At 68.9% G+C, this 14,846-nt stretch carries 14 protein-coding genes and 2 pseudogenes; 6 read left to right on the forward strand and 10 right to left on the reverse strand.

Features of this window, described 5'->3' with window-relative positions; genetic code table 11:
* Positions 1-38: 38 nt before the first annotated feature.
* Positions 39-800: a helix-turn-helix transcriptional regulator gene (locus tag O3I_RS16975; protein WP_014984174.1), complete on the reverse strand. Its 762-nt coding sequence runs from the start codon at positions 798-800 to the stop codon at positions 39-41.
* A 162-nt stretch (positions 801-962) separates the two neighbouring features.
* Here O3I_RS16975 and O3I_RS44505 point away from each other — a divergent pair.
* The 4 genes and pseudogenes from O3I_RS44505 to O3I_RS16995 form a co-directional block, all read left to right on the forward strand.
* Positions 963-1,616 (forward strand): annotated as a pseudogene (locus O3I_RS44505) (ABC transporter ATP-binding protein); the annotation flags it as partial.
* Between the two features lie 80 nt (positions 1,617-1,696).
* Entirely contained in the window at positions 1,697-3,271 is a 1,575-nt protein-coding gene (locus O3I_RS44510; protein ID WP_014984176.1) for an ABC transporter permease, read from the forward strand.
* Positions 3,272-3,290: 19 nt separating this feature from the next.
* Positions 3,291-3,764, forward strand: a complete 474-nt coding sequence (locus O3I_RS16990) for a universal stress protein (RefSeq protein ID WP_014984177.1) — start codon at positions 3,291-3,293, stop codon at positions 3,762-3,764.
* A gap of 122 nt (positions 3,765-3,886) precedes the next feature.
* The gene (locus O3I_RS16995) at positions 3,887-4,372 is read left to right on the forward strand and encodes a gluconokinase (RefSeq protein WP_041563919.1); all 486 of its coding nucleotides are present in this window, start codon (positions 3,887-3,889) and stop codon (positions 4,370-4,372) included.
* A gap of 192 nt (positions 4,373-4,564) precedes the next feature.
* On the opposite strand, the gene O3I_RS17000 is transcribed toward O3I_RS16995, so the two are convergent.
* The 3 genes from O3I_RS17000 to O3I_RS17010 all read right to left on the reverse strand — a co-directional run bounded on the left by O3I_RS17000 (position 4,565) and on the right by O3I_RS17010 (position 6,863).
* A complete protein-coding gene (locus O3I_RS17000; protein ID WP_014984179.1) occupies positions 4,565-5,470 on the reverse strand; it encodes an ADP-ribosylglycohydrolase family protein in 906 nt (301 codons plus the stop codon).
* Between the two features lie 54 nt (positions 5,471-5,524).
* Positions 5,525-6,322 carry an adenylate/guanylate cyclase domain-containing protein gene (locus O3I_RS17005; RefSeq protein WP_014984180.1) on the reverse strand — a complete coding sequence of 266 codons (798 nt, stop codon included), beginning with the start codon at positions 6,320-6,322 and terminating at the stop codon, positions 5,525-5,527.
* A gap of 85 nt (positions 6,323-6,407) precedes the next feature.
* Positions 6,408-6,863, reverse strand: a complete 456-nt coding sequence (locus O3I_RS17010) for a hypothetical protein (protein WP_014984181.1) — start codon at positions 6,861-6,863, stop codon at positions 6,408-6,410.
* 389 nt (positions 6,864-7,252) lie between these two features.
* Between O3I_RS17010 and O3I_RS47060 the strand changes: the two are divergent.
* Positions 7,253-7,357 (forward strand): annotated as a pseudogene (locus O3I_RS47060) (hypothetical protein); the annotation flags it as partial.
* A gap of 127 nt (positions 7,358-7,484) precedes the next feature.
* Positions 7,485-7,772 (forward strand): hypothetical protein, encoded by a 288-nt coding sequence (locus O3I_RS46070; protein WP_014984183.1) that lies wholly within the window; start codon positions 7,485-7,487, stop codon positions 7,770-7,772.
* A gap of 31 nt (positions 7,773-7,803) precedes the next feature.
* On the opposite strand, the gene O3I_RS17020 is transcribed toward O3I_RS46070, so the two are convergent.
* The 6 genes from O3I_RS17020 to O3I_RS17045 all read right to left on the reverse strand — a co-directional run bounded on the left by O3I_RS17020 (position 7,804) and on the right by O3I_RS17045 (position 14,817).
* Entirely contained in the window at positions 7,804-8,982 is a 1,179-nt protein-coding gene (locus O3I_RS17020; RefSeq protein WP_014984184.1) for a hydroxylase, read from the reverse strand.
* Positions 8,983-9,066: 84 nt separating this feature from the next.
* Complete coding sequence (locus O3I_RS17025) at positions 9,067-9,630, reverse strand: type 1 glutamine amidotransferase domain-containing protein (RefSeq protein WP_014984185.1); 564 nt, start codon at positions 9,628-9,630, stop codon at positions 9,067-9,069.
* A 73-nt stretch (positions 9,631-9,703) separates the two neighbouring features.
* A complete protein-coding gene (locus O3I_RS17030; protein WP_014984186.1) occupies positions 9,704-10,501 on the reverse strand; it encodes a M50 family metallopeptidase in 798 nt (265 codons plus the stop codon).
* Between the two features lie 9 nt (positions 10,502-10,510).
* A complete protein-coding gene (locus O3I_RS17035) occupies positions 10,511-12,070 on the reverse strand; it encodes an AMP-binding protein (RefSeq protein ID WP_041563920.1) in 1,560 nt (519 codons plus the stop codon).
* Between the two features lie 112 nt (positions 12,071-12,182).
* Complete coding sequence (locus tag O3I_RS17040) at positions 12,183-13,844, reverse strand: serine/threonine-protein kinase (RefSeq protein ID WP_014984188.1); 1,662 nt, start codon at positions 13,842-13,844, stop codon at positions 12,183-12,185.
* Positions 13,845-13,926: 82 nt separating this feature from the next.
* Complete coding sequence (locus O3I_RS17045) at positions 13,927-14,817, reverse strand: bile acid:sodium symporter family protein (RefSeq protein ID WP_014984189.1); 891 nt, start codon at positions 14,815-14,817, stop codon at positions 13,927-13,929.
* Positions 14,818-14,846 lie beyond the last annotated feature (29 nt).

The following is a 14,846-nucleotide window of genomic DNA, read 5'->3' on the forward strand; positions in this document are numbered from 1 at the left end:
GCTTGTACGAATCCGCAAGCCGCCGGGCCGTTTTCGCGCTAGTGCGGTTCGGGCCCGGAATGTACGGCACGCAGCAGCACGCTCGGCGGCACACCGGTCATCTCGCGGCACACCCTGGTCGCGTGCGCGCTGTCGGAGAAGCCGGCGCTGTGCGCCGCATCGGTGATGTTGCGTCCGGCCAGCGTCTCGATCAGCGCGTATTGCAGTCGCGCCCAACGCACTACGCCGGGGAAATTCACCCCGGTCTCGTTCACGAAGAGCTGGCCGAGGCTGCGCTGCGAGATCGATACCGCCTCCGCCAGGTCGCGTAGATACAGTTTGCGCGGCATCAGCACGGTCAGCAGGTCCAGTGCGTCACGCAGTTTCGGGTGCACGCCGTCGGTGGCGACCGGTTCGCCGCGAACGGTGGTGAGCAGCCGTTCCGCGGCGGCGTCCAAGTCCGCACACCCGTCGACATCCACCGTGGTCAGCGGTGCCGCGGCGGCGGCCCAATCGCTCGGCCCGGTGCCGTTGGGTACGCGGGCGGCGATCTCGCGGGCGTCCCGGCTCGCCGGATGCAGATAGATCGACAGCACCCGGGTATCGGCGCCGCCGGATTGCAGGGCATGGGAGACGCCGCTGGGGACGATGACACCGCGGCAGCGCACCGTTTCACCCGCGCCCGTGGCGATCAGCTCCCCGTGTACCGCAAGGGTGATCTGCACGGCCGGGTGGTGGTGTTCGCTGGTCGTGCCGAACCGACCGGCGAGAACGAGCCGGTCCGGGGCAATGCTCCACGTGCCCGCCCACGTAGTCTCCATGGAGTTAGGTTAGCCTGATCCACCTGCCGCGTCGATGACCTCCGCGGCTCCGGCACCGGCCCCGCAAGATCTTCTCGGATCTGCCGATCTGTGCAAGCGCCACCACCCCTGACCCGCGCACACTCGACCCGTAGCACGGGCTATCGAGTGAGGGAGGTTGCGATGTCGGCAGTTATCGACGTCCGGTCGCTGGTGAAGCGGTATGGGAAAGTGGCCGCACTGCGGGGGCTCGATCTGGAAGTCGCCGAGGGCGAGGTACACGGCTTTCTCGGCCCGAACGGCGCCGGCAAGACGACGACCATCCGCACGCTGCTCGGCCTGCTCCGGCACGACGCGGGCGAGGCGAAGGTCTTCGGGTTGGACCCGCGCGCGGACGCGATGGCGATCCACGCCCGGCTCGCGTATGTGCCCGGCGATCTCAATCTGTGGCCGTCCCTGACCGGTGGCGAAGTGATCGACATCCTCGGCAGGCTGCGCGGCGGCATCGACCCCGCCCGCCGGGCCGCGCTGATCGAGCGGTTCGAACTCGACCCGAGCCGGCGGTGTTCGACCTTTTCGAAAGGCAACCGGCAGAAGGTGGCGTTGATCGCGGCGTTCGCCGCCGACGTCGAACTGTTCATTCTCGACGAACCGACCAGCGGCCTGGATCCGTTGATGGAACAGCAGTTCAGCCACTGCATCGAGGAGGCGCGCGACAGCGGGAAAACGGTGCTGCTGTCCAGCCATATCCTCGGCGAGGTCGAGAAGCTCTGCTCCCGGGTGACGATCATTCGCAGCGGATTGACGGTGCAGACCGTGGGCATGGCCGAGCTGCGCGCCGAATCCGGTACGCAGGCAGTGGAATTGGCGGACCTGTTTCTGCGCCACTACGGTGCCGCGCAGGCGGGGTCGGCGAAATGACGAACCTGACCGTCGCGATGCGACTGAACCTACGATTGAACTATCGCGGCCTGATCGCCGCGATGATCGCCGTGATCGGGTGCATGTACGCGGGCGTGCGCGGGCTCGACAAGATGTATCCCACGGCCCAGGAGCGCGCGACCTACGCTTCGATCGCGAACACGCTCACGTCGCAGCAAGCGTTGCAGGGCCCGCCGACCGCGCTGAACACGTTGGGCGGCATCGCGGCCTTCGAGGTCGGCTGGTACGTGTCGATCGCCGTCGCGCTGGTCAACATCATCGTGGTCGTGCGCAACACCCGGGCGCAGGAGGCGTGGGGGCGGCTGGAGTTGTTGCGCGCGGGGCGATTCGGCGCGCACGCGAATTCCGTTGCGGTGCTGATCGTTTCCTTCCTCACCAACGTGATCGTCGGCGTCGGCTCCGCGCTCGCGTTGATCGTGGGTGGGGCCGACAGCGGGGGAGCGGTCGCGTTCGGCGTCGCCTTCGCCTGTATCGGCATCGTTTTCGCGGCGATCGCGCTCGTCGCGGCCCAGCTGACCGAGCACGCCCGAGGTGCCTACGGTATCGCCTGCGGTGTGCTGGGGCTGGCCTACGTGCTGCGCGCACTCGGCGACACCGTCGACTCCGATGTGCTGCGGTTGCTGTCCCCGCTGGGCTGGGCGCAGTTCATCCACCCGTTCGGTCAGGTGCAGCTGTGGCCGATCCTGTTGTGCGCGTTGGCCTCCGGTGCGCTGTTCCTGCTGGCGATCCGGATCGAGCAGATCCGCGACTATGACGCCGGACTGTTCCGCGCGCCGCCCGGTGCGCCCGCGGCCGGTCCGCTGACTCGCACCGCCCTCGGCATGGTGGTGCGGGCCCAGCGCGCCGGGCTCGCCATGTGGGTCGCGGCGCTGTTCGGCCTCGGTCTCGGCTTCGGGGCGGCCGCGCACGATGCCGGCGAGGTGGCGCAGGGCACGCAGGGCATGCTGAACCTGCTCGCCGGATTCAATGTCGACGTCGTCGACGGCTTCCTCGCCATGTCGACGCTGCTGCTCACCCTCGCGATCGCCGGGTCGACCGTGGTCGGCGTGCTCCAGATCCGCAGCGAGGAGCTCGCGGGCCGCGCGGACCTGCTGCTGTCCGGCACGTTGCCGAAATGGCGTTTCGTCGCAATGCATCTGGCTTATGCGCTGGGCTCCGCGGTCGTGCTGCTGGCGGTCACCGGACTGGGTCTCGGGACCGCGCACGCGCTGCGGACCGGCGATCCGGGACAGGTGTCCCGGCTGCTCGGCGCCGCGCTCGCGCAGCTGCCCGCCTGTATTTTCCTGGCCGGACTCGGCGTGTTCCTCGTCGGGCTCCTGCCGCGTATCACCTGGCTCGCCTGGGTGGTGCTGGCCGAATCGGCGGTGGTATCCATCCTCGGTCCGTCCATGAAGCTGTCCGCGTCAACCATGAATGTTTCTGTGTTCAACCATGTTTCGCACCTTCCCGGAGTGTCGATCGATGCGCGATCGTCGCTGGCGCTGACAGCCGCCGGCGCGCTGCTCGCACTGCTCGGCGCTGCCGGTTTCGTCCGCAGGGATCTCGATTGATCCCGTCAGAGGAGCAGTTGTGTCCGAATACGCTTCGATCCCGAGTTACCGTTCCATCATCGTCGGCATCGACGGCACGCCACGATCCTTACGCACCGTGGAGACCGCCGCCCGATTAGCCAGGGACGCGCACGCCACCTTGACGGTGACCTGCGCCTACCCGGAACTCCCGCCGACCGAGCGGGCCATGATCAACGACCTGCTCGACTCCGACAGCTACAGCGTGCTGCCCGCCGCGGCCGTCGACGAGCTGCTGAAGGACGCCGCGGCGCACGTCGACGACCAGGGCAGCGAACCGGCGGTCCAGTACGCGGTGCGCGGCGGCCCGGCCGAGGCGCTGCTCTCGATCGCCAACCACGTCAGCGCGGACCTGATCGTCGTCGGCAGCGGCGACTTCGCCTCGCCGTTCGGGCGTTTCCTGCGGGCCTTCCCCGCCGAGATCGCCCGCCGGGCGCACTCCGATGTGCTGATCATCAAATCCGCCAACCCGTGAAGCGCGGTCCGCCGCCGCGGTCGCGGTAGTGTCGGAGCCTGGATTTCCGGCGCCGACGGCGGCGGACTCGACGCTGAGGAGCCGATGTGCCGCAACGACCCGAATTGCCGATCGTGGTGGTGATGGGGGTGTCGGGTTCCGGCAAATCGACCGTCGGGCGGGAACTCGCCGCGACCCTGGACGTGCCCTACGCCGAAGGCGACGAATTCCATCCCGCCGCGAACGTCGCCAAGATGGCGGCCGGTGTCCCGCTCGACGACGCGGACCGGGCGCCCTGGCTGGACGCCGTCGCGGCGTGGCTGGCCGAGCACGTCGACCGCGGCGGCGTCATCACCTGTTCGGCACTGAAACGCGCCTACCGCGACCGCCTCCGCGCCGCCGCCCCCTCCGCATTCTTCCTGCACCTGTCCGCACCCCGCGCCGAACTCGCCCACCGAATGACCGAGCGCAGCGGACATTTCATGCCCGCCAGCCTCCTGGACTCCCAACTCGCCGCCCTCGAGCCGCTGGGCACCGACGAGCGCGGCACCGTGGTCGACGCAACCCGCCCCGCCCCCGAACTGGCCCGTGCCGCGGCCGCGGCATTGCGCGGTGACGCGGCACGCTGAGTCAGCGCTGTCCTGTGCTGGCTGCCGCGCGATATTTCGCACGCCGCGCGCGTGTCGCTCGACTGACACGCGCGCGGGGTGACGAGATGTGCGCGGGATCGCCATACGCGAGCCTCCTGCGCCACTCGCGGCAGGCTGCGCGGCATCTACTGCGTACGAGATTGCGCCTGGTTCGACGAGGCGGCGACACGCTCAGACCCAGGGAGGCAATGGTTCGCGGGATGCGAGCCAGGGCTCAGGGATTCCACGGGTAAGTCCTCGGGTGCCGGTGCCGGTGCCGGTGCGTGCCGCGACGATCCCGCCGACGATGGCCGCGGTGGTGTCGGCGTCGCCGCCCGCTTCGATGCAGGCCGTGATCGCGCCGGGGTAGTCGTCGAGATGGGATGCGGCGGCCCACAGGGTGAACGGCACGGTGTCCTGGGCGCTCACCTGTGCGCCGTTGCCGAGTTCGTACGCTGCCTCGGCCACCGATCGGCCCAGCAGCGTTCGTGCTCGGTGGATACCGGCCGCAGTCCGGCCCGCGACCAGGTAGGGCTCGATCGCCTCCAGTAATTCGCTTGGCGGGCAGTGATTTCCGCGCGTGGCCGCCGCGTGGCTCGCCGCTACGGCGACCACCATGGCGCCGACGATCGCTTCCGGATGCCGGTGGGTCACCTCCGCCGACAGTGCGGCCTGCTCCGCCGCGCGTTCCGGCTGTCCCGCGAAGTACGCGCCGAGGGGTGCGACCCGCATGGCGGCGCCGTTGCCCCAGGATCCGCGCCCGTCGTAGAGCCCGCCTGCTACCTCGGCCCACGGCTCGCCGTCCCGAATCCGGTGCAGCACAGCGACTGTGCCGCCGCTGTAGCCGCGGTATGGTTCGCACCGTTCGGCGAACAGCGCGGCCAGCGCATCCCGATCGATGTGCCCGCGCTCGCGAATTTCGGTGTATACCGAGCACGCCATTTCGGTGTCGTCGGTCCATTGCCACGGACCGCTCGGCGGCTTGCCCGCGCGGAGTTCGGAAAGGGAGCGGCCCGGTACGAAGAACTGCGCGCCCAGCGCGTCCCCTACGGACAGTCCATCGAGGCTGTCCCGCGTGGCATCAAGAGTCGACGGCATACCGGCTTCATGGTGCCAAACCGCGGTGGGCGGGTGCAACACTGGGCTCGGTGGCTACGGGGTCGTGCGTTCGACGGCGTAGAGGGTGTGTTTGCCGTGCAGGCCTTTCAGTTCGACTTCGCGGTGGGCTGTGATGGTGATGTCGGGTTCGTCGGTGACGGCGTCGCGGACCGGTTCGCTGATCAGGATTTCGCCGCCGTCGGCTTGGCCGGCGACGCGGGCCGCCATGGCGACGTTGCGGCCGAAGAGGTCGTCGCCGCGACGCACCGAGGTGCCCATGTGGATGCCGATTCGGACTCGAACATGTTCGCGCCCACTGAGTTTGCTGCCGTTGCCGAGCGCGTGCTGCACGTCCAGGCCGCACCGCACCGCTTGTTCGGGCTCGGCGAACGCGATCATGAAGCCGTCGCCCTGGCTCTTCACGATGTGCCCGTCGTGTTTGCTCACATACTTGCGGATCAACCGGTCGTGCCGGTCGAGCAGTTTCACCCACGCTTGGTCACCGAGACGTTCGTTGAGGGCGGTGGAGCCTTCGATATCGGAGAAGGTGATCACCACGTGCCCGTCGGGGGTCAGCCGCGCCAGATCCGGTCGCTCGACCTGCGCCCACCCCGCCAGGTCTTCGATCGAGGTGAGGACGGCGCCGCGGAACCCCTTCTTGCGCAACAGGTTCGCCGTGTCCCAGACCGTCTTGACGGCTTCGCGCCCGCTGATCCGCAGCAGCTGCCTGGCCTCGATCTTGCGTTGTAGTTCGTCGAGTTCGCGCCGACTGCGCCGCAGCAGCACGAACAGCACGACCAGACCGGCAGCTTCGAGCGCGGCGACAACCGCGAGGACGAGCTCGATAATCATGGGATCCGTCGCAGGGGAGTGGTCGGCAAGATCGAGTCCGACCATAGCCGACCGGTATGCCGCGTGGGCACCCCGCGACCGCCGATCAGCTGTATTGGTGCGCGACCTGCCGCTCTGTGGGTTCGCTCAGCTCCACCCGGGTCGGATTGTCCCGTCTGACCCGCACCCGTGGCGTTCTCCCGGAATTGCGGAACCCGAGCCACAGCTCAGCGAACAGTTCCTCGGTGAGCAGCGGGCGGGCGGCGATCATCAAGCGCTTGGCGTAGTCGTGCTGGGCGATCGCGATATCCCGGATCACCTGAACCTGACTGGACACGAAATATTCGAGCGCACTGGAGGATCCGTGGTCGGCCGGTCCCGTGACGGCAGGCTCGGCGCCGAGCCCGAGCGCGCGCACGACCCGCTCCACCGCGACCACGCTCGCATTCTCGAAGCCCACGCGCGACTCGAGCATGCGCACCTCGAACGCCATCAACCGATCGATGGCGTTGTGCCAGACCGTGGTTCGGCCGGCGTGACCCGGATCCCGCAGTGCACACACCCCATTCATATTAGGTAAGGCTACAGTAATACGCAGGGTCTGCGCGGGTTGCGCATGATGGTGGTGTGCCTTTGTATCGCTTGATCGAACCACCCCTGTTCACGCGCCTGCGCGACGCTTCCGTGGTGCTCATCGCCGGGGCGGGCGGCGGTTTCGATGTGTACGGCGGTCTGCCGCTCGCCGTGGCGCTGGAGGGACTCGGCAAGCGGGTCCACCTGGCGAATCTGTCGTTCGGTGACCTCGACCGTATCTCGCTGGACGACTGGCTCGCCCCCGGTGTCGCGGCCGTGCACCCGGAATCCGAGGGTTATGACGACTACTTTCCCGAACGCAGCCTGGCGCGTTGGTTGTCGAGCACCGGCCGCACGCCGGTCGTGTACACCTTCCCCATGTCCGGGGTGCGTCCGCTGCGTGCGGCCTATCGCGCGCTGATCGATCACCTCGGCGTGGATGCCCTGGTGTTGATCGACGGGGGCACCGACATCCTGCTGCGCGGTGACGAGGCCGGTCTCGGCACCCCGCACGAGGACATGACCAGCTTGGCGGCCGTGGCAGGGCACGTTCTCGGTCCCGCAGGACAGCCCGGAGGGCGCGGCATACCTTGCGGCGGTGCGGCATTCGATGACCGATACCCCGCTGCGCCCGAGCATCGTGCACTCGCAGATCGCGGCCGCGCTGTGCGGCGAGTTCGGGGACGTGCACGCGACCGACCGGACCGCGGGCACCGAACTGTTCGTGAATCCTTTGATGGCAATGTATTCGGCAGTCGATCTGCCGGCGCTCGCCCGCGGCGTCGAGTATCTGCCGCTGCTCGAGTCGACCGAGGACGCGGGCGAGGTGGCGCGGATCATCGAGGCGCACCTCGCGGCTCGGCCGAATCCGCGCCCGCCCAGTGTGTTCCCGCACTGATCACAGCGGGGCGTGGGAAATCAGCTGGGGCTCAGATCATGGCGCGATGGATGCCTTGGGGTTCGCCGCCTAGTTGGGTGAGGGCTGAGGAGTGGAAGATCGAGCCGGGGACGTGGATGGCGTGGGAGAGGCCCGCGTGCGCGTCGCGCCAGAAGCGTTGCAGGGGTGTTTTCATCTGTAGCGCACCGCCGCCCGAGCGGGCGAAGATCTCGTCGACGGCCCGGACCGCGCGCCAGGCCGCGGCGGTCTGGGTGCGGCGGCCGATCGCCCGCAATTCGAAGCTCACCTCGCGTCCCTGCTCGACCATGTCCCAGAACCGGTCCACGGTGTCGAGGAGCGCGGCCCGCGACGCCGCGATCTCGGCGGCCGCGTCGCCGATCGCGTACAGCACGTACGGGTCGTCCTTGATCGGGACGCCGGTGATCGCCACCCGGGATTTCTGCGCGGCGATATGGCAGGCCAGCGCGCCCTCGGCGATGCCGATGAGCGAGGAGGTGATGCCCAGCGGGAAGATGCACGAGAACGGGAAGTTGTAGAGCGTTTCGCCGCGCCCCGCTTCCTTGGGCGCGGTGCCGTCGAACACCTTGGCGGCGTCGATGGTCCGATAGGCGGGGACGAACGCGTTCGCCACGATCAGGTCTTTGCTCCCGGTGCCGCGCAGACCGACGACATCCCAACTGTCCTGGTCGATTTCGTAGTCGGCGCGGGGAAGTAGCACGTGCAGTATCTGTGGCGGCAGCACCCGCTTACCGTCCGGATCGCCGACCGCGGCACCGATCATCACCCACTGGCAGTGATCGGTGCCGGAAGAGAACGACCAGCGGCCGCTGAGCCGGTATCCGCCCTCGGTCGGCGTCGCGACCCCCATCGGCGCGTACGGCGACGCCATCCAGGTATCGGGATCCTTGGCCCAGACCTCGTCCTGTGCCTTGGGGTCGAAGAAGGCGAGTTCCCACGGGTGTACGCCGACAATGCCGGTGACCCAGCCGGTCGCGCCGTCCATCGCGCCGATCGCCATGGTGGTCTCGGCGAATTCGCGCGGGTGCACCTCCAGCCCGCCGTACTGCTTCGGCTGCAGCATGCGGATCGCCCCGGTCTCGCGCAGCCGCTTGGCCGACGAATCGGTCAAACGCATGAGCTTGTCGCCCTCGGCGCCTGCCGCCCGGATCTCGTCCGCGTACTGCTCGATGCGCTCCAGTACCTTCCCCACGGCGCTACCCGTCCCTTCCGTCGAACCGACCATGCTCACCAAAGTAGAACATGTTTCAGTTCGACGGAGCGGAACGGGCTGCGCTCAGGAAACCGCGACGAGCTCCTCGGCGATCGCCCGGCAGAAGTCATCGAGGTCGCCCGGATTGCGCGAGGTGATCAGCAGCCAGCCGTTCTCCGGCGAGCGCACCACCGGCTCGTCCACCCAGCGGCCGCCAGCGTTGGTCACGTCGGTGCGCAGGGACGAATACGACGTCAGGGTCTTGTCCGGGGTGAGTTCCGCCTCGACGAGCAGCCACGGTCCGTGACAGATCGCGGCGATCGGTTTCCCGGCCGCGGCGAACTCCTTGGCCAGCTCGACCGCACGGCTTTCGGCGCGCAGTTTGTCCGCGTTGACCGTGCCGCCGGGCACCACCAGCACGTCGAAATCGTCGGCCGACACCTCGGACAGCGCGGTGTCCGGTCGCACGGCTTCGTCCTTTTCCGTGTCGTGCTGGAAGGTCTGCACCTCGTCGGTCTCCGGCGCCGCGTGCACCACGCTCGCGCCTTTGCCTTTGAGCTGCTCCAGCGGAACGAGCAGTTCGTCCCGCTCCACACCGGTGTTCGAGGTGATGACCAGTACGCGCGTCCCATTCAGGTCGTCCGGCATCTGACACTCCTTCCGTCGTCGGGCCCCCGTCTAGGCGTGCCGCGAAACGGAAAAGCTAAACATCGGACGGCGATTACTGCGGCGCCGGACACGTCCCGCCGGACAGCACCGGCACGCAGACGCCGGAGGTATCGGAGATCAGCAGGCCCGCGCCGAGCACCAGCGAGCCCACCGCGATCACCCCGAACAAGCCCACCCACAGCAGCCCCGGCAGGTGGGTCAGCCGGGCGAGCTGGTCGGCGTCGGAGGCGACATCCTGCTGATGCCGGCTGCGCAACTGCCGCGAACGCCCCCGCTGCAACTCGAGTACCGGCCGGGCCCCGGCGAACAGCAGGAACCACGCGCCGAGATACGCGAAACCTGCTTGCAGCGTGTCGGTTCCGAACCAGGACACCGCGAAAACGGTGGCGCCCACCGCGAAAACGGTGAGCATGCCGTAGATGTTGCGGGTCATGATCAGCACGCCGGCCAGCAGCACGATCGCGGTCCACAGCATCAGGGTGATCCGGCTCGCGCCGAGCAGCGCGGCGAAGCCGAGGCCGAGCAGCGGCGGCGCGGGATAACCCGCCATCGTCGTCAGAATCATGCCGAGCCCGTACGGTTTTCCGCTGGATACGGTGAGACCCGAAGTGTCCGAATGCAATCGGATGCTGTTCAGCTTGCGGCCGGTGAGCAGCGCGACGAGCGCGTGCCCGCCCTCGTGCGCGATGGTGACGATATTCCGGGTGAACCGCCATAGGGGCGTGTAGCCGACCAGGACCAGTGCCACCGCGGCGGCGCCGGCGACCAGCCACCACGGCGGCTGGGCTTGGGTTGTCGTCAGGCGGTCGGCGATGGAGCTGCCACGCTCGACCCATTCGGCTCTGTCCACCGGGGCACCTTAACCGCCCGGCGACATCTCCGCTCGGAGCCGGCGTTTGTAGATCTTGCCGGAATCGTCGCGCGGGAGTTCGGTCACGATGCGCAGCAGGCTCGGCACCTTGTAGGCGGCCAGTTGTCCGGCGAGTGCCGCACGCACATCGTCCGCGGTGAGCTGCGTGCCCGGCCGCGGGAGGACCTGCGCGGCCACCGCTTCGCCGAGATCGCCGGGGTGCGGCACGCCGAATACCGCGACGTCCTCGACCTCGGGGATGGCCATGATCGCGTTCTCCACCTCGGCGGGATAGATGTTCACCCCGCCGGAGATGATGATCTCGCTGGAACGCCCGGTGAGATAGAGGAATCCGTCCTCGTCGAGGTAACCGCGGTCGCCGACTTCGAAGAAGCCGGGCACCACGGGGGCCTGGTCGTCGTCGGTGTTGAGGTAGCGGAACTTCGGCCAGTAGTCGGCACCGCGCACGAAGACCCGGCCGACCTCGCCCACCGGCAGCGGCGCGCCCGCGTCGTTCACCACCACGGCGGCGGCGCCGTCGCCCGGCCGCCCGACGCTACCCGGATGGGCCAGCCATTCCTGCGCCGAAATCCAGGTGATCGTGCCTGCTTCCGCGCACCCGTAGAACTCGAGCACCGCGTCGCCGAACCACTCGATCGCGGCGCGCTTCACGGCGGGCGGGCACGGCGCGGAGGAGTGGATGAGGTGGGTCAGGCTGGAGACGTCGTAGCGCTTGCGCACCTCTTCGGGCAGCGACAGCAGTCGAGACAGCATGGTGGGCACCACTTTTGCCTGCGTGATGCGGTGCTCGTGCACGTGGCGCAGGAAACTTTCGGCGTCCCAGCGCGGCATGATCGTGATGTTGGTGCCCATGCGCATCGCGAGCATCGCGATCCCGTTCGGGCTGGCGTGATAGAGCGGGCCGGGGATCACGGCCTGCCCGCGCGGCGTGAGGCCCATCCGCTTCGCCGCGCTGCCCGCGATGGACAGCCACTGGTGCGGTGTCATCCGTTCGCGCAGTACGCCTTTGGGGCGTCCGGTGGTGCCGGAGGTGTAGATCAGGCCGGTGGCGTCGTCGCGGGCGCCTTCGATCCGGCCCAGCGGCTCGGCCTGCGCGTCGATCCACTGCTCGAGGGTGGGATGCCGGCCCGTCGGCGTCGCCAGGGCGGCGTCGCGGCCGAGCGCGGCGAGCAACTCGACGGGCATGGCGACCTCGACGAAGGTCGTATCCTCGTGCGGCGCAGCCTGCTCCACGATATCGAGGAACTCGGTGTGCGCGAGGACCAGCCGTGCGCCGCTGTCGCCGAGCACATGGGCGACCTCGGGCACCTGCCATCGGGTGTTGATCGGTACCGCGTTCGCCCCGCACGCCGAGACCGCCTGCGACACCTCGAGGAACTCGATGTCGTTGCGCAGCATCAACGCCACTCGGCTCCCCGGCGTCACCCCCGCGTCGACGAGCGCTGCCGCGAGCCGCCCCGCGCGCTGGTGCGCGTCAGGCTGTGTTCGCACGCGTCCCGCACACGTGATGGTGGGTGTCGACATAGTGCTGCCAGAAGCATCCTCCATGCACCGCAGTCTGCCACCCGGGAAGTACATGACGTCTCATACCCTCGGGATCCGGCCGATATCTGCTGGTCGAGACCGGCTCGGGCGCAGCGGTTCACAGTCGCGAACGCGGTCAGGGCGTTCTGGTGAGGCTGCCCACCATATCGCCGAGAACGCCGCGGGTGCGATAGGACAGCGACCCGTCCGGCTGCACCGTCAATTCCGAGGTGGCGCCCTCGTCGTTGCAGAGACCGCTGTCCGCGGCGAGCTGCGCGGTGAGGGTGATCTTGTCCGATTCCACCGCGGTGAGGGTTTCGGTGCGGCCACAGGTGAGTCCGGCGACCCGGCCGGTGTTGGACGAACTGCCGACCTGATCGCCGATCACGCCCGCCTGCAATGTCAGGACGATGTCGTAGGTGCCGAGGGTGTCTTTCGCGACGCCCTGCCATTCGCCGACGTAGGCGCCCGGCAGTTCGGCGCCCGGCTCGCTCGGCGCGTCGGTGGCGGTGGCGTTCGGCTCGGCCGGGGTTCGGTTGACGTAGGTCGTGATCGCGAACGCGCCGAGTGCCACCGCGAGGCAGACCACGACGGCGGCGGCGATGAGCGCCGTGCGGCGACGGGTGGGCCGACGCGACGGTGCCGGTGCGGCGACGGCCGGCTGGTGAGCGTCGTGCGGGCGGCCTGAGTCATCCTGCGGCCCATGGCCGTACGCGGGCGGGAAACCAGCCTGCGGGCCGGGGTCCGGCGCGCCCTGCCACCAGGAGCGTGGCGTGACGTTCCGGGGCTCGGTGCCCGGAGCACTGGTGACGGTCCGCGCGTTCGGTCCCGTGCCCGGACGCACGAGCGTGTCGGCGGTCCGCGCGGTCTCCGTCGCCGGCGCGGCGAGCGAGTGGGGCACGTCAAAGGGGCCCGAATCGAGATCGAGCAGTTCGACGGCTCGTCGGCTCACCTCCTCCAGCGCGGGGCCGGGCAGCCAGCCGCCGCGCGCGGGCAAGCCGATGTCGGTCAGTTCCGCGAGCAGTCGCTCGGGCGTCGGGCGGGCGGCGGGATCCTTGGTGAGGCAGGCCGCGACGAGCGGGCGCAGCCGCTCCGGTACCCCCTCGAGGTGCGGCTCTTCGTACACCACGCGCCACAGCAGCTGCACCATTTCGCCGACCCCGAACGGCCCTTGGCCGGTCGCCGCGAACACCAGCACGCCGCCGAGCGCGAACACGTCGCCCGCGGGGCCGAACGTCGCGCCCGTCACCTGCTCGGGGCACATGAAGCCGGGGGAGCCGATGACCTTGCCCGTGGTGGTGAGCCTGCTGTCCTCGATCGCGCGCGCGATACCGAAATCGATCACCTTGGGTCCGTCGAGCGCGAGCAGCACGTTGGACGGTTTGAGGTCGCGGTGCACCAGACCGGCCCCGTGCACCGCGAGCAACGCCTCGGCCAGCCCGTGCGCGAGCACCAGCAGCGAGTTCTCGGTGAACGGACCGTACGTCTCGACCGCCTCGGTCAGCGAGAATCCGGCCACGTAGCCTGTGGCCAGCCACGGCGGGTTCGCGTGCACGTCGGCGTCGAGCACCGGCGCGGTGAACTTGCCGCCGACCCGCCGCGCCGCGGCGACCTCGCGACCGAACCGCACCCGGAACTCGTTGTCGCCGACCAGGTCCGGCCGGATCACCTTGACCGCGACGGTACGACCGCCGGCGTTGCGGCCCAGATACACCCGGCCCATCCCGCCCGCACCGAGCACGCCGAGCAGCCGGTACTCACCGATCCGCGCAGGATCGTCCGCGTCGAGCGGTCGCATCGCGATGCTGTTCCCTTCGAGAGTCGAACAGCGAAAGGCTACCCACCCGCGGGCCGGGTGTCCGGTTCAGTCGCGCGGTTCGTTATCCAGTGGTGCTCGGCACCGGAGCCGGTTCGGCCTTGCGCACGTATTTGGCGAGCAAGTACGCGGCGATCGCGGCGGGAATGTTCATCAGCACGCCGTACACCGCGCCGGGGACGGCCATCGCGTCGTTGTGCAGCACCGACCCTGCCACGGCGATGGCGATCGCCCCGTTGTGGATGCCGATCTCCATCGCGGAGGCGATCGCCTGATCCGCGTCCACCTGGAACAGTCGCGGCACGAAATAGCCGACGGCGAGGCTGAGCACCGCGAACAGCAGGCTCAGCGAGGCGAGCTTGCCGATGTTCTCGGTGAGCGTCTCGAAATTCTTCGCCACCGCGGCGAGCACCACCAGCGCGAGCACCACGATCGAGAGGACCTTGACGTTGCCGCGCATCCGCTCCGACCACGCGGTGAACCGATGGTGCACCAGCATGCCGATCGCGACGGGGATCAGCACGATCCCGAACACCTGCGCGAACTTGTCCGGTCGCAGCCCGAACGACCCGTCACCGTCCATGAACTGATGGAACGCCAGCGCGACGAGCAGCGGCATGGTGAACACCGCCAGCACCGAGTTGATCGCGGTGAGCGTGATGTTCAACGCCACGTTGCCGCCGGCGATATGGCTGAACAGATTGGCCGACGGCCCGCCGGGCGAGGCCGCGAGCAGCAGCATGCCGACCGCGAGCGCCCCTTCGAGCCGGAACAGATAGATCAGCCCGAAACACACCGCGGGCAGCAGCACCATCTGGCAGACCAGCGCGATCACCGCCGCCTTCGGGTAGCGCAGCACCCTGGCGAAATCGTCCACGGTCAAGGTCAATCCGAGCCCGAACATCACCAGGGCCAGGGCGAGCGGCAGGAACACCGCGAAAATCGTTGACCCCATACGGATCTCCTCTCCACCGAACGACCGGT

Origin of the sequence: Nocardia brasiliensis ATCC 700358, from assembly GCF_000250675.2 — a bacterium.
In the GTDB taxonomy this organism is placed as follows: domain Bacteria; phylum Actinomycetota; class Actinomycetes; order Mycobacteriales; family Mycobacteriaceae; genus Nocardia; species Nocardia brasiliensis_B.